The organism is Methylopila capsulata (assembly GCF_016907975.1).
GTDB classification, from domain to species: Bacteria; Pseudomonadota; Alphaproteobacteria; order Rhizobiales; family Methylopilaceae; genus Methylopila; species Methylopila capsulata.
The window spans coordinates 855414-875209 of sequence record NZ_JAFBCY010000001.1 but is presented as its reverse complement, the minus strand read 5'-3'; the positions used below and the strand labels follow the sequence as shown (position 1 = coordinate 875209).

Sequence of the window (19796 nt, the reverse complement as noted above, 5' to 3'; positions counted from 1 at the left end):
ACATACCCCCCGTGGCCGCACCCGGAAGCCTAGCCGAACCGCCCTTCTGGAGGGTGAAGACGCTGGCCGAGATGTCGGCGCCGGAGTGGGAGAGCCTGTGCGACGGCTGCGGCCGCTGCTGCCTGCTGAAGCTGCAGGACGAGGACACCGACCGCATCGCCTACACCGACGTCGCCTGCCGCCTGTTCGACCTCGGCACCTGCCGCTGTTCGGACTACCCCAACCGCCAGACCCGCGTGCCGGACTGCGTCCGCCTGACGCCGGAGATCGTCGAGGACATCGGCTGGCTCCCCCCCACCTGCGCCTACCGCCTCGTCGACGAGGGCAAGGACCTCCCCGCGTGGCACCCCCTGGTCTCCGGCGATCCGGAGACGGTGGTGACGGCGGGGGTCTCGGTGCGCAGCCGCGTGGCGTCCGAGACCGGGGTTTCGGAGTGGGAGCTGATGGACCGGATGGTCAGCTGGCCGGCGAGGTGGCCGAAGGGGGCGAAGAAGTAAAACCTGACGATCTTTATTATAATATAGAACCCTTATAAAGTAAAAAATTGCACTATGCAAAATTTATCTGGTCATCTGCAGGTAGAAACATTACAGCAGATCTAGCCAGTTGAACTATCTGCTCACGATAAGAGTTTATCCTCATGTCTTTATGTATGCTGGCTATTAACTGACGGTGAAATCGCCCCGCTCGAGCACATGATGCGATCCAACTGATCGCAGAGCAAGGTACCGACAGCTGTGAAAGACCTGAGCTCCTGTGTCCCCCAGGATGAGCCCTCCCGCCGCGCTGACTGAAACCTTGTTCGATACTAATAGACGATTGATTTTCAACTTTGAAATTTACGGTCCACCATTCAGCCATATCGTCATCGGTTAAGTTAGGAAACTGAGGAAACAATTGGATGAATTTCTGGCGCATGTCGGCGGACTCTGGATTACATTCAAAAAAATAATTCAAGGTATGTGGGCCTATGTAATTCTCCAGTCCCCAGCCTGCTGTTTGGTGAAAAGCGAAGAATGGCTTCGTCGTTAGCGTTAGATGGCCTCCAGAAATAACTCCCAGACGCCCAAGTGCTTCTGCTACCTTACTTATCGTCGAATGTTTCACGTAGGGAGGGCTATCTCCACTGCAATCCCTGTCACATATACAAATTCCCTTGATGTCGGGTCCGATATTTTTTTCAATCAGTTCAGAGAGAGTACTTCCTCCGCCATGCACGGGTCGAATAGCTAATAATTCAGCGGTTCCCCCGACATATTTCGCGGCTTGTTTAATAAGTAAAGAATAAAACGCACCATCTGTTGTTGCATTTTCCACATAAAGATTCGGCTCATAAAGCATCTCGTGAGCGTTTTCCGCCGAGATGTAATGTTCGACGGAAGAGTTAAATCGGAGGATCGACCCTAGGGGGAGGATAACTAAATGAACAGAGGACGCGCGCAGAGACGAAAAATAATCCTGGCTTTTTCTTAGAATGATATTTAATGCATGCTCTGCTTGAGGTCCGAACTGGATCGAGCTCCTTAAGACAACTATTTCTTTAGGAGAAAGGCAGAAAAGATGGCGCTTGCTCAAGTGAAGATATAGCAAACGATCGATTAAAGCACCATGCGATCGCAGATCGACTTCCGAAAGGCTCAAAAATTCACTTGAAAGACGAATATGCATATCAGGATGCCGAAAAGAAGCCAATCGGCCATTCTGATATTATCCCGCTCTCATCAAACGCCATCTCTTTTATTCGAGAAATCCCGTCTGTTTCATTTTTACTCACGAAATAGACTGCAACATCGTTATTCGAAATTTCACCCTCGGCGATAAGGACACCTAGCTGAGATACGAGCGTCTCGCTATGAGTTTCTACTAAAATGGTTGTCTGGCGCTCGGAGTCGGATGCCGTCTTCACGGCACCTACAAACAAGTCCGCAAGATTAGATTGCATCGCCGGATGAAGGTGAAGTTCGGGCTGCTCGACTGCAAATAACACATTGGGGGACCCAAAATGGTCATACTCATTGCGTTCACGGACCGCGTGTAGCTGCGCTATAACAGGCACAAGCTGAGAAAATCCAAACCCTACGTCTGCTATATTTTCGAATTGTTCTTGGCCATGTCGAGCAATTTTTACGCTCACATGGCCTGGGCCTGACTCTTCTACAGCAAGGACGTGGCCACATGCTCTTATCAAAAGTTCATTAAAACTTGCCCGCTCACTCGCGTTGAGCGAATAAACGTACATTGCAGCATTCTCGCCACTCGAGTCTAGACGATTGACTGATAGTTCTTGGATGCGATCAAACCGTTTGCCGCTGGCGCGGGAAGGACCTATGTACGCAGAGCCTAGGAATAGAGGTGCAATGCGACTGCTCAAAAATCGAATAATGAATGGAAGATCATTGATCATCGAAAAATCGCTAAGTCGATTGATGTTCAGTTCGGTTAACTTCGCCGCAACCGTATTGGGGAAGCTTTTCAAAGTGTTTTTGGCAAGGCGGCGCGGTACGTATGAAAGACTTCGAGAAAGAAATTCAACTTTTTCTTTTGCAGTACGCCCGTGAACAATTGACGACACCGCATCTTTAATCGGATCGTAGAAAATAGGCGTGCGAGAAGCTCGGGCAACTTCCTCCTTCGCCACCATACGGACGATCTCTGGAAATAAGGATTTTGTGTCTACAAGATAGGAAACATTATGCAGTGGATAGCTCTTCCCGTCGATACGAATATCTGTCACGCGCCCCGCAATGTCCCAGTCGACAGAAAGTCTCTGAAGATCGTAATTAATCTCTATGCCGATAAAGCGCGTCCTGTAGCCGTCTGCAACAAGACGTATAATATACTCGATATCAATCGGGTCATTGCGGTCTGTAGATACGAAGTTCCGCTTAATTCGATTTAAAGTGTTCAAAAAGCTTAGATCGTCAATCTTGATGCCAATCCTAAGTTCCTCTCCCGTTTCGCCGTGCGTAATAACATCCGATATTGTACCCATATCAACAGCTTCAGCGCTCCATAAAATTGGAGACGAGCTTTCACGTTCAAGGCTTTGCTGTAAGAGTGGCACAAGCCTTGTTAGTGAGCTTTTACCCGAGCTATTTCGGCCTAAGAGAATTGTTAGGGGCCTAAAATTAAGTATAGTTTTTTCTTTGAATCCGCGGTAGTTTTCTACGGAAATTGACTTCAGCATTTTTCTCTAGCCACTATTCGGGCATATCCTCGTACTCGTAATCCGAGGGTGCCGTTTCTTACGAACCTAAAAACATCGTTTTCGGTCAAATCCCGGAATTTTCGACCGTGCAGTATATTATCTCAGACGAACAGTCAGATTACCAGTGCCTAGGAGAGACTTAGGCAGTAGGCACCGTCCTCCCATGGACTATCGAGGTGTGATGTGCCGAGTTTCGCGTGCGGTACGGCTTTGCCAGGCGTCACGTTCTGCAAAGGGTATCCACAACTCAGGTGTCGGGTGCCGCACAAGTCGTGGATGCCCGGCCGCGCCGGGCATGACGGAGAGGGCGGCCCAGACGTCGCCCTGCGTTCCCACCCGCGCGCCGTCATGGTCCGGCTTGACCGGACCATCCATGTCTGACGTGGCGCGCGACGCCCGAGATGGGTCCTCCGGTCAAGCCGGAGGACGACGCGGAGGGTGGCCCTGAACGATGCGCGCCGCGGGGGTCCCTTCTCCCCCTGCGGGAGAAGGTGGACGGCGGCGTCAGCCGCCGGCCGGATGAGGGGTCGTCTGGAGCGCCCTCGGCGGCGGGGAGGGTGGCCCAGACGATCCCTCACCCCAGCCCTCTCTCGCAAGGGGAGAGGGGGCCGCGGCGTCGCGGATTTTGGGGAGGAGCGGCGCGTGCGCCGGTCGTTACGGGTAGCCTCCGAGGAACGCAATGTAAGAAAAAAATCCTATGATTTGAAGCGGCTCCGTGGCAGTCTTTGGGATCGGGCAGTCTTCGGGATCAGGCGGGCGAGGGGAGGGGCGCGGCATGCCGGCGTTTCGGGCGCATTCCAGGGAGGAGATCCAGCGGGCGCGCACGCTCTACGAGGAGACCGAGGCCGCGCCCGCCGACATCGCGCGGCTGATGGGGCTCGGCGTCAACACCTTCTACCGCCGGGTGAAGCAGTGGGGCTGGCGGCGGCGCCGGCTCAGGGTGGAGGAGAGCGACGCGATTGCGGAGGAGGCCGTGCGCTCCGAGGCCGAGCGGCTGGAGGACGCGCGGCTCGCGGCCGAGGGGCGGGCCTGGCTCGACAGCCGGCGGACGGCCGCGGAGCGGGCGGAGGCCGCGATCCTCGGCCAGATCGCCGCGATCGAGGGGATGCAGCTGCGCGCGGCGCAGGCGGCGCTCGACCTGATCGACAGCGAGCGCGCCGCACGGACGCTGCTGCGGCTGGCCCAGGGGCTGAACGAGGTGCGCAAGCTGAAGGACGCCGACGCCCGCGCCGACGCGACGGCGGCGTCGCGGGGGCAACGGGCGCCCGAGACGGAGCCCGGGTTCGACGTGGAGGCGATGCGGAACGAGCTCCGGTGCCGGATCGAGGCCATGCGGGCCGCGCACGCGGCGGGCGAGGGCTGATCGGCGGCGGACGGCTTGGGCGGCGGACGGCTTGGGCGGCGCGCACACGAAAAAAGCCCCGGCGGGTCGCGCCGGGGCTTCGTCGTTCGTACGGAAGCGGGCGGCTTACTTGCCGGTGGTCGGGGTCTCGCTGTGGCCGCGCAGGCCCTCGGCCTTGTTGTCCTTGGTGCCGGCGGAGGTCGGCGTGTTGTCTTTCATCGGCGCCGGGCCGGGCGTTCCAGTCTGGCCCGACATGCCGGACTGGCCCTTCACCTCAGGCCCGGAGTTCGGGCCGACGCCGGGCTGCGAGCCCGAGGTGGCGTTGTTCTCCTTGCCCGTGGCCTGGGCCATGGCGACCGTGGAGGAGGCGGCGATGAGAAGGGAGGCGAAGCCGGCGGCGATCTTGGCGTTGGTCATGATATGTCCCACGTGTGCGCTGATGTGAGCGCGCGCAAGGCGCGCGACAGCCGGCCGTCGGAAGACGACAGGCGGAGGTTTCAAGTTGATGCGAGGGGAAGAGCCCGACGTGCGGCCGACGATGCTTCTGCGTCATGTGACATGTGCGAGCGGCGCATGGGGCAGGACGCGATCGTCGGTCGATCAACTCATAAACATCTGGCGCACGAAAAAGTTGCAGGCCGCCGTTGTTTTAACCAACGTGGGGGGAGAGACGCACATCGCCCACGAAAAAGCCCCGGCGCGAGGCGCCGGGGCTCGATCGTTTCGGACAGGCGTCCGGGCGTCAGCGACCGCCGCCGCCGCCGGCCCCGCCGCCGCCCTCGACCGGGGAGGGACGCTGGCCCTTGATGTCGGACGACTCGGTGGTCGAGGCGGAGGGCGTCTCCTTGGTCATGCCGGTCGAGCCCGTGGTCGAGGGCGTCTCGTGGGTCATGCCGGTGGTGTGGTCCTTCATCTGGTCCGCATTGCCCGGTCCGCCCGGCTGCGCGACGGTGCCGGCGCCCGCGCCGCCTCCGCCGCCCGCGCCCTGCGCCAGGGCGAGGTTGGAGGAACCGGCGATGAGAAGCGCGGCCGCGCCTGCGGCGATGATCCTGTTCATGATGTATGGTCCTTGCGTTGGTGGTCGCGCCGGCCGCGGCGACGCTGGAGCTTTGGGCTCCGGAGGCCGCGCGGCGCGCTCGATCGTTCCCACCACAAACGTCTCCCCCTCGGGAAGGTTGCACGGCCGTCCGTGCAGAGGCGCCGAGCAAGGCGTGCGGCTGCACGGGCGGCGGGCTCGGGGCGGGCCGTCTTGCCGCCGTGATCCGAGCGCTTACCTCAGGGGTTCGAACCCTGGAGGACTGTCCGATGATCCGAGCCGCCCTGGCCGCAAGCCTTCTCGTCGCAGGTCTCGCGGGCGCGCAGGCCGCGACCGTGCCTGAGGGCGTCTGGAGCCTGCCCAAGGGCAAGGCGACGGTGCGGATCGCCGCTTGCGGCGACGGCGTCTGCGCCACCCTCGTCGGGCTGCGCAAGCCGCTCGACAAGCAGGGCCGGCCCAAGGTCGACAAGCGCAACCCCGACCGCGCCAAGCGCGACCGGCCGGTGATCGGGCTCTCGCTGCTGCAGGGCATGGCGCCGTCGGGCGAGGGCTGGGCCGGCACGTTCTACAACCCCGACGACGGCAAGACCTACGCCGGCAGCCTCGCGCCCGCGGGCGACGGCACGCTCAAGCTGAAGGGCTGCGTGCTCGGCGGGCTGCTGTGCAAGACTCAGGTGCTCACCCGCGTGAGCTGACGCGCCAGAAAACGACCGTGGCGGGGACCGGTCGCGCCCGTCCCCGCCACGAAAAGCGCAGGCTTGAGGGCTGTGACGCCCGCAAGCCTGCGAAGGTGGGCCCGGCCGGGGTAAAGGGCCAAGCCAGGGGTCTCAGGGCCGGCGCGTCAGGCGCCGGCGAGCTTGGGCTGGCCTGCGCCAGTCGGGCCGTCGTCGAGGGTCGCGGGGTTCGCCACGCCCGACCGTTTGACGTGGGCCGCGAGCACCGGCCGGAGCGCGACGATCGCGAGGAAGGCGGCGAAGAGGTCCATCGCGGCGACGGTGTAGAGCACGGTCGCCCAGGTGCCGGTCCACTCCATCAGCAGGTTGCCGACCGGCACGAACAGCGCGCCGATGCCCTTGGCGCAGTAGAGCACGCCGTAGATCTTGCCGATGTGCTTGGTGCCGAAGGCGTCGCCGGCGAGCGCCGAGAACAGCGAGTAGACCTCGCCCCAGGCCAGGAACACGACGCCCGACAGGATCAGGAAGGCGTAGGGGTTCGAGCCGAAGTAGCCGAGCGCGATGATGCCGAGGCCCTCGAGCGTGAAGGCGATGACCATCGTCTTCTCGCGGCCGATGTTGTCCGAGATCCAGCCGAACAGCGGACGCGAGATGCCGTTCATGACGCGGTCGAGCATCAGAGCGAGCGGCAGGGCGGCCATGGTGAAGAAGTAGAGATTGACGCTGTAGTTCTTGACGCCGAGGTCCTGCGCGATGACGCCGAGCTGGGCGACCGCCATCATGCCGCCGGTGACGACGCAGATGAACATCAGGAACATGAGCCAGAACAGCTTGGTGTTCAGGGCTTCCTTGAGCGTGTAGTCCTTGCGGGTCTGGATCAGCTTGTTGGAGACCTTGACCTCTTCCTTGGTCGGCGAGCGCAGGAACCAGGCCGCGACGAAGGCGAGCGAGCCCTGCAGGATGCCGAAGAAGAAGAACGTCTCCTGGAAGCCGCTGGACTGGATCATCGCGGCGATCGGCAGGATGGTCGCAGCCGAGCCCGCGCCGTAGCCGCCGGCGGTGAGGCCGACCGCGAGGCCGCGGCGGTCCGGGAACCACTTCAGCGCGTTGTTGATGCAGGTGGCGTAGATGCAGCCCACGCCCACGCCGCCGATGGCCGCGCCCACGTAGAAGCCCATCAGGCTGGTCGCCTGCGAGTTCACGATCCAGGCGGCGCCGATGCAGACCGCGCCGACGGCGACCATGACCTTCGGGCCGTACTTGTCGATGAAGTAGCCTTCGATCGGCGTCAGCCAGGTCTGCACCAGCACGAAGATGGTGAAGGCGATCTGGATCGAGGCGCGGTCCCAGCCGTAGGTCGACTGGATCTCGGGGACGAAGAGCGTCCAAGCGTACTGGATGTTCGCGGTCGCGACCATGCAGACCACGCCGACGATGATCTGGATCCAGCGCGTGCGTTCGGAGACGTTCGGCCGGAGGGCCGGGTCGGAAGTCTGTGCCATTTTGGCGTTTCCTCGGTGTGTGTCGTTCGGCCCGAAGGCCGTGTGGACGCCCTCGCTTGTGCGGCGTGGTCGTTTTTCGACCTTGGCGCCGCGGCGTCGCAGGGATTGTCTGGCGTTCGGTCTCCTCTCGGACGAGACTGAGGGAAGCGGCGGATGAGCCGGTGAGTCCGGCTGTGCCACGCATGGCTGGTATGCAAAATATGGCATGCCAGTTTGTCGCAGCGATAGCCCATCGGGGCCCGGTTTGGTTCACGACTTCGTAATCCGCGCGTGATCGGGCGGCGCAGAGCGGCCATGGCGCGGCGGCTCTTGAGGCTGCGGCCGTATTGGCGTATCGGCGCCTGCGGCGGCGCGCTTCGGACGGGCGACGGCTCCGGCGCAAGGCCCTGCGGAACAGGCGATGACGTACTCGGTCAAGGAAATCTTCAAGACGCTGCAGGGCGAAGGCGCCCAGGCGGGTCGGGCCTCCGTGTTCTGTCGCTTCGCCGGCTGCAACCTGTGGACGGGCCGCGAGGTCGATCGCGCGCGGGCGGTCTGCCGGTTCTGCGACACGGATTTCATCGGCACCGACGGCGAGGGCGGCGGCAAGTTCGCGGGCGCCGAGGCGCTGGCCGCCGCGATCGAGGCCGCCTGGGGCGCGGCGCCGGGACCCCGCTACGTGGTGTTCACCGGGGGCGAGCCGCTGCTGCAGCTGGACGCGGCGCTGACGGCGGCCTGCCGCGCCCGGGGCTTCGAGTGCGCGGTGGAGACCAACGGCACCCAGGCGCGGCCCGCGGGCGTCGACTGGCTGTGCGTCAGCCCCAAGGCCGGCGCGCCGCTCGCCCTCGACGGCGGCGACGAACTGAAGCTGGTCTACCCGCAGCCGGGCGTCGACCCGGAGGCCTTCCTGGGGCTCGCCTTCCGGCATTTCTTCCTGCAGCCCATGGACGGGCCCGAGGGGCCGGCGAACGTGCAGGCGGCCATCGCCTACTGTCTGACCCACCCGCGCTGGCGCCTCAGCCTGCAGACCCACAAGATGATCGGCATTCCGTGAAAGGCGCTTCATGAGGATCGTTCAGGCCTTCACCTTCGAGGCCGCCCACCGGCTGCCCAATGTGCCGCCGACCCACCGCTGCCACCGCATGCACGGCCACTCCTACCGGGTGGAGCTGGCGCTCGAAGGGCCGATCGATCCCGTGACCGGCTTCGTCGTCGACTTCTTCGACGTCGAGGCGGCGTTCGGGCCGGTGCTGAAGCGGCTCGATCATCACACGCTGAACGAGATCGAGGGTCTTGAGAATCCGACGGCCGAGCTGATCGCGCTGTGGATCTGGGACAAGGTGAAGCCGGACCTGCCGCAGCTCGCGCAGGTGAAGGTGTTCGAGACGCCGTTCTGCTGGGCGGAGCACGACGGGGCATGACGGCGGCCGCCGAGGCGGAGGGCGGGGCGGCGGGCGAGGGCGACGGAGCGCTCGTGCTGTTCTCCGGCGGGCAGGATTCGACCACCTGCCTCGCCTGGGCTCTGGACCGTTTCGCGCGCGTCGAGACGCTCGGCTTCGACTACGGCCAGCGCCATCGGGTCGAGCTCGACCAGCGCGCGGCGCTGCGCGCCGGGCTCGCGCGGCTGAAGCCGGAATGGGCGGCGCGGCTGGGCGAGGACCACACGCTCGCGCTGCCGGTGCTCGGCGAGCTGTCCGACACCGCGCTGACCCGCGACGTCGCGATCGAGGCGGAGGCGGGCGGCCTGCCCAACACCTTCGTGCCGGGCCGAAACCTCGTCTTCCTCACCTTCGCCGCCGCGCTCGCCTGGCGGCGGGGGCTGCGCCGCATCGTCGGCGGCATGTGCGAGACCGACTTCTCCGGCTACCCCGACTGCCGCGACGACACGATCAAGGCGCTGCAGGTCGCGCTCAACCTCGGCATGGAGCGCCGCTTCGTGCTGGAGACGCCGCTGATGTGGCTCGACAAGGCCGACACCTGGGCGCTGGCGGAGGGGCTGGGCGGGGCCGCTCTGGTCGCGCTGATCGTCGAGGACAGCCACACCTGCTACCTCGGCGAGCGCGGCGCCCGCCATGCCTGGGGCTACGGCTGCGGCGCCTGCCCCGCCTGCGACCTGCGCGCGCGCGGGTTTGCGCGCTGGCGCGAGCGGGCCGGGTCGCTTCGGTCCGGCGCATAGCGCGCTACGCCGTCCGCCCCGCGCCAGCGCCGTCCCCCACCGCGCCGTCATGGTCCGGCTTGACCGGACCATCCATGTCCGGCGTGGCGCTCGACGTCGGAGATGGGTCCTCCGGTCGAGCCGGAGGACGACGAAGACGGTGGCCCAAGGGGCGCGAACTCACCAAGGGCGACGTCACGCCATCCACCCCACCCGCGCCGTCATGGTCCGGCTTGACCGGGCCATCCATGTCGGACGTGGCGCTCGACGTCGGAGATGGGTCCTCCGGTCAAGCCGGAGGACGACGGGGAGGGTGGCCCGAGGGGCGGTAAGTCACATGGTGGCGATGCGGTCGAACAGGTCGTCCCAGTGCGGGTTGCTTTGCTCGATCAGTTCGATCTTCCAGCTCCGAAGCCAGGTCTTCAGGCGTTTCTCGCGTTGGATTGCGCTCTCCGCGGACTCATGCGGCTCGAACCAGACGAGCCGGTGGACCCCGTAGGTTTTGGTGAACCCTCGGACCAGGCTCTCCCGATGCCGCCAGACCCGTTTCGGGAGATCGCTCGTCACGCCGACGTACAGCGTGCCCCGCGGCTGGCTCGCCAGGATGTAGACGAAGAACGATTTCACCGAGGCGCGTCCGGTTGCGATGCGCGTCAGTGAAGCGTCGCTCGCGTTCGAATCCAAGCGCCTATCGCCCTCGCGCCGTCATGGTCCGGCTTGACTGGACCATCCATTTCGGGCGTGGCGTTCGACGTCGAACTTGGGTCCTCCGGTCGAACCGGAGGACGACGGCGGAGGGTGGCCCGAGCAGGGCAGAGGACGGCGGCGAGGGTGATCTGCGGATGTCTGCGGCAACGCCCCCCAAACGCAAACGGGGCGTCCCCTGAGGGACGCCCCGTTCGTCAAACCCGAACCCGAAAGGGCTCGCTCCGATCACTCGGCGCGGAGGTTCGCGGCCTTGGTCTTGCCACGCTCCATGACGACTTCGAACGCGACCTTCTGGCCCTCGACGAGGGTGTGGAGGCCCGAACGCTCGACGTCGGAGATGTGAACGAAGACATCCTTCGAGCCGTCGGCCGGCTGGATGAAGCCATAACCCTTCTGGGTGTTGAAGAACTTGACGGTGCCGCTCGGCATGATCGCCTCCCTGGACAAGCGCATGTGCGCATTTGACCGCTTCCCCGTTCGGGTCCGCGGCCGGGCACAATCCGAATTTGGTGCGTGTCGTGAAGGCGGTAGCTTTCGGCGAAGTCGCCGCATGCAGGCCAGACAGGACGTCCAAAAATCTGATTGCTGATCGACAATGGCGCACAGCTAAAACGCGTCGTCAAGCGTCCGCGCGGCGGCCAAAAGGCGGAACCGCCACGCCGACGCGCCGTTTGTCATCCGTAGGCCAACTCTGGCCCCAGGGAGGCGACGGCGTTGAGTTCATCGCATGACAATCATACGACCGAACGCTTCGGTTTCGCCGACGACGGCGTGATTCCGAACCATCCCAGCTTCGAGCTGCTGGTGCACCGCGCGGCCTTCGCGCCGGAGCCGGGGGAGCCCGCCGTGAGCGCCGAACAGCTGTTCGGCGCCAACGGCTGGGGCGGGTTCTGGCGGGACGGGATCTACCCGTTCCACCACTACCACTCGACCTGCCACGAGGCGCTGGGCGTGGCGCAGGGCTGGGCGGAGGTGCGATTCGGCGGCGAGAGCGGCGGGCGCACCCTGCGGCTGGAGGCCGGCGACGTGGCCGTGGTGCCCGCCGGCACCGGACACTGCCGGGTCGCCGCCAGCGAGGATTTCCAGGTGGTCGGCGCCTATCCGCCGGACCAGCCCTTCGACCTCATCCGCGACGCCGGCGACCACGACGCCGCGGTGGAGCGCATCAAGGCCGTGCCGACGCCGGCCACCGATCCGGTGTTCGGGCCGGACGGCGGCCTGAGGACAGCGTGGACGGGATTGGCGCGCCCGGCGGCCTGAGCTGAGTCGTCAGGCGCCCGCCAGCCGGCATTTGCCCGGCAGGTTCTGGTAGTAGACGCTCTTCAGGCTCGCTTCGAACCAGCGCTGCCCCGGCGCCGCGGGGTCGAACCCATAGAGCTCGATCGCGATGTCCTCGACCGCCGTTCCCGTCTGGTTGGCGGCCGGCACCGTGACTTTGGACGCGATCCGCGCCGGCTCTGACCCGCGGTCGAGCGTCCAGCGCGGACGGCGCGCGCTCTCGCCGTCGTAGTCGCTGCGCTCGCCGTTCGCCTTCGCCACGTAGATCTGGGCGAAGACCGGCGGCTCGCCGCGATCGAGCTCGAACAGAAAGGCCACGAACGGCTGGCTCTCCACGAACACGTAGAACTGGCAGTAGAGCGTCGGCGCGGACGGTGCGGCGGCGGTCCGCGAGGCCGGGGCGGCGGGCGCAGGCGCGTCGGGGGGCGCGTGGGTCTTGCCGCTCGACGCCGAGAGGTCCGGCGTGGCGTCGAGATAGACGTAGAGCCCCGCCGTAATAAGAAGCGCAGTGAAGACACTTAAGGCGATCAAGGCGAAGCGCGTCATGCGTGGGTCCCGGCGTCGGTCGGCTCGAGGATAGCCGGCCCACGTCTGGGGATCGACAGCGGAGTCGCGTTCGACAGGCCTTCGGAAGGAGCGCTCCTTCCGAAAGGCGCTTTACGCCGGCTTGCGGTCCATCAGCTCCACGAAGCGCTGGAACAGGTAGTGGCTGTCCTGCGGGCCGGGAGAGGCCTCGGGGTGGTGCTGCACGGAGAAGGCCGGGCGGTCGGTCAGCTCGAGCCCGCAGTTGGTGCCGTCGAACAGCGAGACGTGGGTCTCGCGCGCGGTCGCGGGCAGGCTGTCGCGGGCGACCGCGAAGCCGTGGTTCATCGAGGTGATCTCGACCTTGCCGGTGGTGAGGTCCTTCACCGGGTGGTTCGCGCCGTGGTGACCCTGGTGCATCTTGGACGTGGTCGCGCCGACGGCGAGCGCCAGCATCTGGTGGCCGAGGCAGATGCCGAAGGTCGGAATCTTCTTCTCGAGCACCGCCTGGATCACGGGCACGGCGTACTTGCCCGTAGCGGCCGGGTCGCCGGGGCCGTTCGATAGGAACACGCCGTCCGGATTCAGCGCCAGGATGTCCTCGGCGCTCGCGGTCGCGGGCACCACGGTGACCTCGCAGCCGGCGGTGGTGAGCATGCGCAGGATGTTGCGCTTGAGGCCGTAGTCGATCGCGACCACGCGCTTCGTCGCCGTTCCTTCCGCGCGCGCGGAATAGGCGCCGGGCGCGGCCGCGCCCGGCCAGCTCCAGCCGGCCTCGTCCCAGCCGTAGCGCTGGGGGCTGCCGACCAGCGGCACCAGATCCTGGCCCTCGAGCCCTTCGAAGCCGTCGAGCGTCGCCTTCAGCGCCGCGTCGTCGAACTGGCCGTCCGGCGCGTGGGCGATGACGGCGTTGGGCATGCCCTTGTCGCGGATCAGCGCAGTCAGCGCGCGGGTGTCGACGCCGGCGATCGCGACGATGCCGCGGGCCTTCAGCCAGGCGTCGAGGTCGCGGGTGGCGCGCCAGTTCGAGGGCGAGGTGACGTCGGCGGCGAACACCGCGCCGCGCACGCCGGAGGCGCCCGCCATGTTCACCGTCTCGACGTCGTCGTCGTTCACGCCGACGTTGCCGATGTGCGGGAAGGTGAAGGTGATGATCTGCCCGGCGTAGGACGGATCCGTCAGGATCTCCTCGTAGCCGGTGATGGCGGTGTTGAAGCAGAGCTCGCCGGCCGCGGCGCCGATCGCGCCCAGGCCGTCGCCCTCGACCAGCGTGCCGTCGGCGAGCAGGAGCCGCGCCGTCGGGCGCGCCTCGTCCCAGCCGCCTTTGCCCGCGCCGACTTGGGCGGCGCCTTGTTCATGAGCCATGATTGTCTTAAGTCCCGTCGCGCGATCACGCGCCGACGCCTGACGCGCCGATGCGGCCGGAACCTAGGCGCCGCGACCCCCAGCGTCAACGTTTCGGTGACGGATCGACCCTCTCGCGCGGCGCGGCATGCGCGCGCGACCGCATGTTAAGGACACGACCGATGCGCGACGCGATCAACGCGGCCCTGAAGGACAGCATGAAGGCCCGGGACGCGGAGCGCACCGGCACGCTGCGCCTGGTTTCCGCCGCCATCAAGGATCGCGACATCGAAGCGCGCGGCGCGGGCCACGGGACCGCGACCGACGACGAGCTGAAGCAGCTGCTCGCCAAGATGATCAAGCAGCGCCAGGAGAGCGCCTCGATCTACGAGGAGAACGCGCGCCCCGAGCTCGCCGCCAAGGAGAAGGCGGAGATCGCCGTGATCCAGGAGTTCCTGCCGCAGCAGATGTCTGCGGCCGAGACCGAAGCGGCGATCGACGCCGCCATCGCCGAGACCGGCGCGGCCAGCATGAAGGACATGGGCAAGGTCATGGGCGTGCTGAAGGCCAAGCACACCGGCGCGCTGGACTTCGCCGCGGCGAACGGCGTGATCAAGGCGAAGCTCACCGGCGGGTGAGGCGTCACCTGCCCAGCGCCGACGCGTCCGGCGCCACAACCGCGAACAGGTCGGCCAGTCCCGCCAGGGCGCCGTCGTGGACCTCGGCGGCCGAGCGGGCCGGCTTGCCGGCGGCGCCGGGCAGGGCGCGGGTCGCGGTCGCGTTCTCCACGATCGTCACGCCGTAGCCGAGGTCGACCGCCGCGCGGGCGGTGGAGTCGACGCACATGTGCGTCATGAACCCGACGAGGATCAGGTTTTTGCGGCCGAGCGCCTTCAGCGCGGGGCCGAACTCCGGATTGGTGAAGCCGTTCGGCAGCCCCTTCGAAAACACCGGCTCGTCGCCCTGCGGGGCGGCCTGCGCCGCGATCTCGGCCCCCTTTGTGCCCTCGACGAAGATGCCCGCCGGCGCCCGGTGGACGAGGTGGACGACCGGCGTTCCCGCCGCGCGGGCCTGCGCGAGGAGATCTGAGATCGCGTCGAGCGCCGGCGCGGAGCCGGGCAGGGCGATCGGCCCTTCGACATACTCGTTCTGGGCGTCGATCACGACCAGCGTCGCGTCGGCGAGGGACGCCGGTTGGGGCGAAGCGCCGGACAGGTCGCGAAGGGTCTTGGGCGCGTCAGCCATGAAGCTCTCCGTGGAACGAAAAAGGGCCGCCGCGGACGGCAGCCCCTGTGGGTCGCATCGACGTCATGGCCGGAACGCCGCGTCGCCCGCCAGGAAACGCCGCGTCCAAACGCGTGGCGCGCGCCGTCAGAACACGCCCATGACGATGGCGCCGAGGAAGGCGAAGGCGGCCAGCGCCGCCATCAGGTCGACTCGTTTCACGACGCCCATGTGGGAAATCCCCAAATTCACTGTTGCGCCTAGATAAACTCGATTCATTCCCTCGACAATAGGGAGTCAGGATCGCTTCGTTAACGAAGCATCCACCTTTGAGGTTCGGCCGCCTAACGAATTCGTCGCTGCGGCGCGGCGCCGGGGGGCGTCCGTCAAGCGCGCCTTAACCAACTCCGTCGCATTTTAACGGCCATGCGCTTCAGGTTCGCCCATGGTTTCGTTCTCGGCTGCGTCGCTGCGGCGCTCAGTGGCTGCGGCTTTTTCGGCGGCGAGGAGCGCGAGCCCTGGCGCGGCAAGGTGGAGGCCGCGTGCCTCGCGGCGAAGCTCGTGACGCCGACGGACTTCACCCGGCCGATCGACGAGATCGACGGTCCCGGCGTCTGCGGGCTTGAACATCCGTTCCGCATCTACGCGGTGGCCGACGGCTCCGTCGGCGTGCAACCCGCGGCGCGGCTGGGTTGCCCGATGACGGCCGTGCTGAACGACTGGATGGTGCGCACGGTGCAGCCGGCGGCGCAGGCCCGTTTCGGCGTGGCCGTGGTGGAGATCAAGAACGCCGCCTCGTTCGGCTGCCGCACCCGCAACAACAAGCGCGGCGCGAAGCTCTCCGAGCACGGTTTCGGCAACGCGCTCGACATCTCCGCCTTCATCCTCGCCGACGGCCGCGAGATTTCGATCGCGCGCGACTGGCGCGGCGGAACGCCGGAGGCCCAGGCCTTCCTGCGCGAGGCGCACGCCGGCGCCTGCGGGGCCTTCAAGACCGTGCTCGGCCCCGGCAGCGACGCGCACCACGAAAACCACCTGCACCTCGATCTCGCCCGCCATGACCCCGAGGGCCGTCGCGCCTATTGCCGGCCCACCCCGGTGATGCCCGAGCTTCCGCCGGAGCCCCAGCTCGCCCCTCAGGTCGACGAGCCCGCCGTGAGCTATGCGCCGGAGACGAAGGGCTTCGACGGCCCGACCGGCTCGATCGCGCAGCGCCGCCGGGGGGACGTGTCCGAGCCGCCGGCGGACTGGCAGACGGACGAGTGACGGCGCTTCGGCGGCATTGACAAACTTTGCCAAGCCTCGACAGTTCTCCTCCGACCGAGAGGAGCTCCGCCATGCCCACGATGAACGTCAGCCTCACGTCGAAGATGGCCGATTTCGTCGCCCGCGAGGTGGCCAGCGGCGACTACGCGTCGGCCAGCGAACTGGTGCGGGACGCGCTGCGCCTGCTCCAGCGTGAGCGCGAGATCGAGCGTGAGAAGATCGAGGCGCTGAGGGCGGCGATCGACGTGGGCTGGCGCCAAGCGGACCGCGGCGAATTTTCGGAACTCGACCTCGACGCGATCGCGCAGGCCGTTCTTAAAGAGACTGCGGCTTGACGGTCAGGTTCGCGACGGAAGCGCAGGCGGACGTCGCAGCGATCCTGTCTGAGACGGCGCGCCGTTTCGGACAGGCGCAGTTCGAGGGTTATCTCGCCCTGTTTCGGCGGGCGATCGTTCTGTTGGAGGAAGACCCGTTTCGGCCGTCCTCGCGGGAGCGGTCCGACCTCAGACAGGGATTGAGGTCCTTGGCTCTCGGCGTCGCAGCGCGGCGACGGAGTTCAGCCGCGCACGTTCTGTATTACCGCCAGGTGGAAGACGACGCGGGGGCGAAAACCACGGTCGTTGTCCGCGTTCTGCACGAGCGTATGGACGCTTCGCGCCATCTTGCTGACGCCGTCGATGCAAGCGACCCGCCCGATGGCTGATCACCCCGCCGCGATCTTCGGCTTCGGCATCCCGTAGAGATGCTCCTCCGCCGGGAAACGGCGGGCGCGGACGTCGGCGGCGTAAGACTCGGCCGCCGCCTTCATGGTCGCGCCCACGTCCGCGTACTTCCGCACGAACTTCGGCACGTGGCCGAAGGTGACGCCCATCATGTCGTCGGTGACCAGGATCTGGCCGTCGCACTCGGCGGAGGCGCCGATGCCGATGGTCGGCACCCGGATGGTCTCGGTGATGCGGGCCGCAAGAGGAGCGACGACGCCCTCGACCACGACCGCGAAGGCGCCCGCGTCGGTCACCGCGCGGGCGTCGGCGAGGATGGTCTCCGCCTCGGCCGCGAGCTTGCCGCGGGCGGCGTAGCCGCCGAGGGCGTTCACGGACTGCGGCTGCAGGCCGATGTGCGCGAGCACGGGGATCCCGCGCTGGGTGAGGAAGGCGATGGTCTCGGCCATCACCGCGCCGCCCTCGAGCTTCACGGCGCCGCAGCCGGTCTCGGCCAGGATGCGGGCGGCGTTGCGGAAGGCCTGCGCCGGGCTTTCCTGATAGGCGCCGAAGGGCAGGTCGACCACGACGAGCGCATGCCGCGCGCCGCGCACGACGGCGGCGCCATGGGCGATCATCATGTCGAGCGTGACCGGGATCGTGCTGGGCAGGCCGTAGACCACCATGCCGAGGCTGTCGCCGACGAGCAGCAGGTCGGAGGCCTCGTCCAGCGCCTCGGCCACCGGCGTGGTGTAGGCGGTGAGGCAGACGAGCGGCGTCGCGCTCTTCGCCGCGCGGATGGCGGCGACGGTGACGGGCTTGGCGGCGGGCGCGGTGACGGGCGGTCGTGCGTGTGCGCTCATGGCGTTCGGTCCTCCGGGCGGCCCGGGCCGCCTGCGGCCGGCGGGTCCCCTGCGGGTCGCGGGCCGGCTGTGACGGAGATTTGGTCGCATCCGGCCGATTGTTCCAGTTCTTTATCATCCCCACGCACAAAATTGCGGCTCAAGCCCCCGCTGTGGGCGAGGTTCGCGTCGTCGGAGGCGGGCGGCTACAGTCGCGCCCCGAATCAGGAGCGGCGGCGATGTGGTTTTGGGGCAAGATCGGCGGAGCGGCGGCGGGGCTCGCGCTCGGCGGACCGCTCGGCGCCTTGGCGGGCGCGGTCGCCGGCCATTTTCTCATCGATCGCGAGACCGACCCGGAGGCGATCGCCGCCCGCGACCTCGAGAAGCGCGAGGTCGCCTTCACCGTGGGCGTGATCGCGCTCGCGGCCAAGATGGCGAAGGCGGACGGCGTGGTCGCCTGCGTGGAGGTGGAGGCGTTCCGCCGCGTGTTCTCCATCCAGGAGAGCGACCTGAAGCGCGTCGGCCAGCTGTTCGACCTCGCGAAGCAGGACGTCGCGGGCTTCGACGCCTACGCCGGCCAGCTCGCCGGTCTGTTCGCGGACGATCCGGCGACGCTCGAGGACGTGCTCTCGGGCCTCGCGCAGATCGCGGCCGCGGACGGGGCCGTGCACGAGGCGGAGGCCGCCTACCTGATCGAGGTCGGCGCGATCTTCAAGCTGGACGCGGCGCGGCTCCGGCGCGCGCTCGCCCGCCACATGAAGCTTCCGGTCGCCGATCCCTACGCCATCCTCGGAGCCGACCCCGCCGCGAGCGACGACGACCTCAAGCGCCGGCACCGGGCGCTGGTGGCCGAGACCCACCCCGACCGGGCGATCGCGCGCGGTCTTCCCGAAGAGGCGGTGCGGATCGCGACCGAGAAGCTCGCCGCCGCCAACGCCGCCTGGGACATGATCCGGCGCGAACGGGGGCTCGCATGACCGTCTTTCCGCCCGACAGCCCGCTGGTCGCTGAGGTGCGTCCGGCCGCGAACCACGACGAGCGCCGGGACGGGCGCGAGCCGGACATCCTGTTGCTGCACTACACCGGCATGGCCTCGACCGAGGCCGCCTGCGCGAAGCTGTGCGCGGCCGACAGCGGCGTGTCGTGCCACTACGTGGTGGTCGAGGACGGCCGCATCCTGCAGCTCGTGCCCGAGGAGCGGCGCGCCTGGCATGCCGGTCGGTCGTCGTGGGAGGACGAGACCGACGTCAATTCGCGGTCGATCGGCGTTGAAATCGCCAATCCCGGCCACGATCACGGCTATCCCGACTTTCCACCGGAACAGATCGCGGCCGTGATTGAACTCGCCCGCGACATTACCGCACGCCGGGGGATTCAACCGGAGCGCGTATTGGCGCATTCCGACGTCGCGCCGCTGCGCAAGGACGATCCGGGAGAGAAATTTCCGTGGGGCCGACTTGCGGCGGCGGGGGTCGGTCATTGGGTCACGCCGACGCCGATCGAGAACACCACGGCGCTGGGGCCCGGCGACGAGGGCGAGCCGGTCGAACAGCTCCAGACTCTGCTCAGTCTCTATGGCTATGGGCTCGAGATCGACGGGTTCTACGGCGAGACCATGCTGGCCGTCGTGCGCGCCTTCCAGCGGCATTTCCGACCCGCCCGCGTCGATGGAATCGCGGATTTTTCCACGTCCCGCACGCTGCGCAACCTGCTGCGGCGACTCCCGGCGCGCTGAGCTGCCCCGCCTCAGTCTCGTCACACCACCGTCAAGAAGCGAACGCGCCCCGGTCGAGCCGAGGTCATGTTCGCACTGCTTTAGGTTCCCCCATGCGAAACGCATAGGGGAGTAAGCATATGCGTAAGACGACGCTTGTCGCCGCCATCTTTGCGGCGACCGTCGCCTCGGCCAACGCTGCGCCGGTTTCTGAACGACTTGCCCGGGGGGCGAGCCAATCCACCAAGTCTCAAGACGTCCGTAATTCCACTTCCTCAACGATAACGACATCTAAACGTTC

General features: G+C 66.4%; 24 protein-coding genes. 13 read left to right on the top strand and 11 right to left on the bottom strand.

Features of this window, described 5'->3' with window-relative positions; all coding sequences use genetic code 11:
• Nucleotides 1-2: 2 nt before the first annotated feature.
• Complete coding sequence (locus tag JOD31_RS04155) at nt 3-497, top strand: YcgN family cysteine cluster protein (RefSeq protein WP_204949339.1); 495 nt, start codon at nt 3-5, stop codon at nt 495-497.
• A 52-nt stretch (nt 498-549) separates the two neighbouring features.
• Here JOD31_RS04155 and JOD31_RS04150 read toward each other — a convergent pair whose 3' ends face one another.
• On the bottom strand, nt 550-1692 hold the full coding sequence (locus JOD31_RS04150; protein WP_204949015.1) for a hypothetical protein: 1143 nt from the start codon (nt 1690-1692) through the stop codon (nt 550-552).
• Entirely contained in the window at nt 1670-3187 is a 1518-nt protein-coding gene (locus JOD31_RS04145; RefSeq protein ID WP_204949014.1) for a DUF3696 domain-containing protein, read from the bottom strand. Before JOD31_RS04145 ends, JOD31_RS04150 begins: the two co-directional genes overlap by 23 nt.
• 796 nt (nt 3188-3983) lie before the next feature.
• On the opposite strand from JOD31_RS04145, the gene JOD31_RS04140 reads away from it, so the two are divergent.
• Nucleotides 3984-4571, top strand: a complete 588-nt coding sequence (locus JOD31_RS04140) for a hypothetical protein (protein WP_204949013.1) — start codon at nt 3984-3986, stop codon at nt 4569-4571.
• 105 nt (nt 4572-4676) lie between these two features.
• On the opposite strand, the gene JOD31_RS04135 is transcribed toward JOD31_RS04140, so the two are convergent.
• Together JOD31_RS04135 and JOD31_RS04130 are read right to left on the bottom strand one after the other, a co-directional pair.
• On the bottom strand, nt 4677-4967 hold the full coding sequence (locus JOD31_RS04135; protein ID WP_204949012.1) for a hypothetical protein: 291 nt from the start codon (nt 4965-4967) through the stop codon (nt 4677-4679).
• A 325-nt stretch (nt 4968-5292) separates the two neighbouring features.
• Nucleotides 5293-5607 (bottom strand): hypothetical protein, encoded by a 315-nt coding sequence (locus JOD31_RS04130; RefSeq protein ID WP_204949011.1) that lies wholly within the window; start codon nt 5605-5607, stop codon nt 5293-5295.
• 248 nt (nt 5608-5855) lie between these two features.
• Between JOD31_RS04130 and JOD31_RS04125 the strand changes: the two genes are divergently transcribed.
• Nucleotides 5856-6281, top strand: coding sequence for a DUF2147 domain-containing protein (locus JOD31_RS04125; protein WP_204949010.1), 426 nt, complete (start codon nt 5856-5858; stop codon nt 6279-6281).
• Between the two features lie 146 nt (nt 6282-6427).
• Here the strand turns inward: JOD31_RS04125 and oxlT are convergent, their stop codons facing one another.
• Entirely contained in the window at nt 6428-7762 is a 1335-nt protein-coding gene (oxlT, locus tag JOD31_RS04120) for an oxalate/formate MFS antiporter (RefSeq protein ID WP_204949009.1), read from the bottom strand.
• 400 nt (nt 7763-8162) lie between these two features.
• Here oxlT and queE point away from each other — a divergent pair, with 400 nt between their 5' ends.
• Genes queE through queC form a run of 3 tightly spaced genes read left to right on the top strand, consistent with a single transcriptional unit; the run spans nt 8163 to nt 9917 of the window.
• Nucleotides 8163-8795, top strand: a complete 633-nt coding sequence (gene queE, locus JOD31_RS04115; protein WP_204949008.1) for a 7-carboxy-7-deazaguanine synthase — start codon at nt 8163-8165, stop codon at nt 8793-8795.
• A 10-nt stretch (nt 8796-8805) separates the two neighbouring features.
• A complete protein-coding gene (gene queD, locus JOD31_RS04110; RefSeq protein ID WP_204949007.1) occupies nt 8806-9162 on the top strand; it encodes a 6-carboxytetrahydropterin synthase QueD in 357 nt (118 codons plus the stop codon).
• Nucleotides 9159-9917, top strand: coding sequence for a 7-cyano-7-deazaguanine synthase QueC (gene queC / locus JOD31_RS04105; protein ID WP_204949006.1), 759 nt, complete (start codon nt 9159-9161; stop codon nt 9915-9917). The genes queD and queC overlap by 4 nt, the downstream gene beginning before the upstream one ends.
• A 312-nt stretch (nt 9918-10229) precedes the next feature.
• Here the strand turns inward: queC and JOD31_RS04100 are convergent, their stop codons facing one another.
• Together JOD31_RS04100 and JOD31_RS04095 are read right to left on the bottom strand one after the other, a co-directional pair.
• Nucleotides 10230-10523, bottom strand: a complete 294-nt coding sequence (locus JOD31_RS04100; protein ID WP_204949005.1) for a GIY-YIG nuclease family protein — start codon at nt 10521-10523, stop codon at nt 10230-10232.
• Nucleotides 10524-10829: 306 nt separating this feature from the next.
• The gene (locus JOD31_RS04095; protein WP_020184475.1) at nt 10830-11033 is read right to left on the bottom strand and encodes a cold-shock protein; all 204 of its coding nucleotides are present in this window, start codon (nt 11031-11033) and stop codon (nt 10830-10832) included.
• Between the two features lie 285 nt (nt 11034-11318).
• Between JOD31_RS04095 and JOD31_RS04090 the strand changes: the two genes are divergently transcribed.
• Nucleotides 11319-11864 (top strand): cupin domain-containing protein, encoded by a 546-nt coding sequence (locus tag JOD31_RS04090; protein WP_204949004.1) that lies wholly within the window; start codon nt 11319-11321, stop codon nt 11862-11864.
• Between the two features lie 9 nt (nt 11865-11873).
• On the opposite strand, the gene JOD31_RS04085 is transcribed toward JOD31_RS04090, so the two are convergent.
• A complete protein-coding gene (locus JOD31_RS04085) occupies nt 11874-12428 on the bottom strand; it encodes a hypothetical protein (RefSeq protein ID WP_204949003.1) in 555 nt (184 codons plus the stop codon).
• A gap of 111 nt (nt 12429-12539) precedes the next feature.
• The gene (gene carA / locus JOD31_RS04080; protein WP_204949002.1) at nt 12540-13769 is read right to left on the bottom strand and encodes a glutamine-hydrolyzing carbamoyl-phosphate synthase small subunit; all 1230 of its coding nucleotides are present in this window, start codon (nt 13767-13769) and stop codon (nt 12540-12542) included.
• Nucleotides 13770-13930: 161 nt separating this feature from the next.
• Here carA and JOD31_RS04075 point away from each other — a divergent pair, with 161 nt between their 5' ends.
• Nucleotides 13931-14386 (top strand): GatB/YqeY domain-containing protein, encoded by a 456-nt coding sequence (locus JOD31_RS04075; protein WP_204949001.1) that lies wholly within the window; start codon nt 13931-13933, stop codon nt 14384-14386.
• A gap of 4 nt (nt 14387-14390) precedes the next feature.
• Here the strand turns inward: JOD31_RS04075 and JOD31_RS04070 are convergent, their stop codons facing one another.
• On the bottom strand, nt 14391-14993 hold the full coding sequence (locus tag JOD31_RS04070) for a cysteine hydrolase family protein (RefSeq protein ID WP_204949000.1): 603 nt from the start codon (nt 14991-14993) through the stop codon (nt 14391-14393).
• A gap of 405 nt (nt 14994-15398) precedes the next feature.
• On the opposite strand from JOD31_RS04070, the gene JOD31_RS04065 reads away from it, so the two are divergent.
• From JOD31_RS04065 to JOD31_RS04055, 3 genes are all read left to right on the top strand, one after another.
• On the top strand, nt 15399-16238 hold the full coding sequence (locus JOD31_RS04065; protein ID WP_204948999.1) for an extensin-like domain-containing protein: 840 nt from the start codon (nt 15399-15401) through the stop codon (nt 16236-16238).
• Nucleotides 16239-16309: 71 nt separating this feature from the next.
• On the top strand, nt 16310-16573 hold the full coding sequence (locus JOD31_RS04060; RefSeq protein ID WP_204948998.1) for a type II toxin-antitoxin system ParD family antitoxin: 264 nt from the start codon (nt 16310-16312) through the stop codon (nt 16571-16573).
• On the top strand, nt 16570-16941 hold the full coding sequence (locus JOD31_RS04055; protein WP_204948997.1) for a type II toxin-antitoxin system RelE/ParE family toxin: 372 nt from the start codon (nt 16570-16572) through the stop codon (nt 16939-16941). The genes JOD31_RS04060 and JOD31_RS04055 overlap by 4 nt, the downstream gene beginning before the upstream one ends.
• Here the strand turns inward: JOD31_RS04055 and panB are convergent, their stop codons facing one another.
• Nucleotides 16942-17802, bottom strand: coding sequence for a 3-methyl-2-oxobutanoate hydroxymethyltransferase (gene panB, locus JOD31_RS04050; RefSeq protein WP_204948996.1), 861 nt, complete (start codon nt 17800-17802; stop codon nt 16942-16944).
• A gap of 218 nt (nt 17803-18020) precedes the next feature.
• Here panB and JOD31_RS04045 point away from each other — a divergent pair, with 218 nt between their 5' ends.
• Together JOD31_RS04045 and JOD31_RS04040 are read left to right on the top strand one after the other, a co-directional pair.
• Nucleotides 18021-18758: a TerB family tellurite resistance protein gene (locus JOD31_RS04045; protein ID WP_204948995.1), complete on the top strand. Its 738-nt coding sequence runs from the start codon at nt 18021-18023 to the stop codon at nt 18756-18758.
• On the top strand, nt 18755-19516 hold the full coding sequence (locus tag JOD31_RS04040; RefSeq protein WP_204948994.1) for a peptidoglycan recognition protein family protein: 762 nt from the start codon (nt 18755-18757) through the stop codon (nt 19514-19516). The genes JOD31_RS04045 and JOD31_RS04040 overlap by 4 nt, the downstream gene beginning before the upstream one ends.
• The last annotated feature ends 280 nt before the right edge of the window (nt 19517-19796 follow it).